Origin of the sequence: Methylobrevis pamukkalensis, from assembly GCF_001720135.1 — a bacterium.
GTDB lineage: Bacteria > Pseudomonadota > Alphaproteobacteria > Rhizobiales > Pleomorphomonadaceae > Methylobrevis > Methylobrevis pamukkalensis.
The window spans coordinates 1-2,429 of the sequence record NZ_MCRJ01000225.1; the positions used below are offsets into that span (position 1 = coordinate 1).

General features: G+C 66.5%; 1 protein-coding gene. It reads right to left on the reverse strand.

What is annotated here, in order from left to right; translation table 11 throughout:
- The coding region (gene cas3 / locus A6302_RS22525; RefSeq protein WP_245294179.1) for a CRISPR-associated helicase Cas3' at positions 1–2,372 on the reverse strand (2,372 nt) is incomplete at its 3' end.
- Positions 2,373–2,429: the final 57 nt, after the last annotated feature.

Here is a 2,429-nt window from a genome sequence, read left to right on the forward strand (position 1 = left end):
TACGCCATTCCTGTTTCTGCTACCTTCAACTGCAGCGGCGGCCCGGGCTCTACAACAACCACGTCTTCCTCCCCGGTCAGCCCCTTCGACCAGTGCGCCGGCAGGGCGAGCGTCGAGACCGCCAATCCGAAGGCGCCGAGGGTGCCCTCCGGCAGCCTGAGGATCACACCTTCCTCACCGAGCCGGGTGCGAAGCTTCTCGTCGGCGGGAAAGCTCGCGAGCGGTCGCTCGCGGTCGAGGATGGCAAGGCCGGCCGTGGCCATGTCCGCCCGAACCTTGCCGGTCACTTTCTGGCGGTAGGCCTGCCAGCCGCGCGCCTCGGCGATCCGGTCGAGCGCCTCGGGATGGGTCGCCGCTTCGACGAGCGCCCGGTTCATCGACGGAATACGCCATTCCGGCTTCGTCTCGATCTCGGCGAGCGTGGCAGCGAGACCAGGCACATCGACATAGATGCCGGAGAAATTCGGGCCGTCGATATAGGCGCCGAGCGCGTTGTCGGCTGCCAGAGTGAGCGGATCGAGCCCGCCCGGTGGGGTGAGCACCAGAACCCGCGCCCTCGTAAACCCGACCGGCCGTGGACGCCGGTGACGATGCAGCCGGCCGATGCGCTGGAGCAGCACGTCCATAGGGCAGAGATCGGTGACGAGAATGTCGGCACAAAGGTCAAGCGATTGCTCCAGCGTCTGGGTGCCGATGACGATGCACCCGCCGGGCGGGCTGTCCTTGCCGATGGCCGCCTCCACCGCCGCGTCAAGGCGTGCGCGATCCTCGGCCGCAAAGCGGCTGTGGTGCAAAGTCGGAATGCCGCGGACCGCGAGCAGCAGGCCAGGTTCTGCTGCAAGGCAGGCAGCATGAGTTTCCTGAGCACGGGCCACCGTGTTGCGAATGACCAGCACCCGCGCACCCCGGCGCGCGGCTTCGACGGCATGGCGCGCGGCATCTGCGCCCGACCAGCCGGCAAAAGACTCGACCTGAACCGTCTTGCCTGCCTCTGTATCCGCTTCCACGGCCTGAACGCCTCCGCCGGTCCAGATGGCCGGATAGGGGACGGCGGACTCGGAGGCGAGATCGGCGATCGGCTCCCTGAACCAGCGGACCCGAGCCGCGGCGCCGAGCGTTGCCGACATCAGCATCACATGCCCTCCGAGCGCGAGATGGGCCTCCACCATCGCGGTCTGGACTTCAGTCATGTAAGGATCGGAGGCGTGCACCTCATCGATCACCAGCAGCGCGCGGCTCAGCGCCACGCCGCGCAAATGCGCATATTTCACCTGCAGGCCGCCGAGGGCGACCTGATCCACCGTTCCGATCGCAACCCGTGACGCGAGAAAACGCGCCGAATGCTCTGCCGCCCAGCGCGCAGGTCGGTCCTCGCCGTCGTCCCAGAGCATCGAAAAATCCGGCAGTCGCGTTCCCGATGCCTCGCCGGCCATAACCTGCCCCGGAATGGCCAAAACGGCTTCGGGCGGCTGCGCGAACATGCGTGTCAGCGCCGCGTTGATACGCCGCTGCAACTGCCGCGCGGCCGCCCGTGTCGGCACAGCGAAATAGAGCGCTTCCACTTCTCCCGCTGCGAACAGAGTGGCAAAGCGCCACAGTGCCGCCTCCGTCTTGCCTGCGCCGGTCTCGGCCTCGAGCAGGACGAGGTGTTCACTGGTTGGCACACCTCCGACCGCCTCCTGCGCTGGCCGTGGTTCAGGGTGATCGGAGATAATGGACCAGCCCGGTGTGCCGCGCAGCGTAAGTCCGTCGGAGGCGAGACCGATTTCATGCAGCCTCCGATCAGCACGCTCCCGTGCCGTGTGCCAATAGTCGGATCGGAACACGGGCTCGAATGGAAAGGCACGCCGGTCCGAACCGATCCAGTCCGCCAGCGTGAGAAGGCCACAGAAGAAGTGCACGAGCGGTGGCGTAGCCGCAGGCGGCGAGGTCGTCGCGATGGCGGGAAGCCAGTCGAGCATCGCCCGGCCAAACAGAGCTTCTTCGGCTTTCCAGTCATAGCCGGGCACTTTGAAAAAGGCACCGGCGGCGGCGCCTTGCCTGGCGTCGTCAACGGGACGGCCATGGTGGGAAAACGCCGCATGAAGCCAGACGCGAATGTCCGGCCATCGCGCCAGGAGAACTGCCGCTCCCGCAAGCGAACTCGCATCTAGGGTACTCGTCCATAGGACGCCGCATTCCAGGTGCCCGCGCAGGCGCAGACCGCCCGGGTCCGTCCACCCCTTTGCCTGAAAGCCTGGCGCAAGCTTGCCGATGTCATGCAGGAACGCGAGCGCGGCCAGGCAGTGTGTCTCACCGTCCTCCAGTTGTCTGCCGAGCGCCGACTCGGCGCGGCATCGGAAAAGGGGTTGTGCGAGCAGCGAACTGAACACCGCAGCGACATCGGCGCAATGATGGACCAGATGGTGGGTGTCCAATTTGTCGGAAGA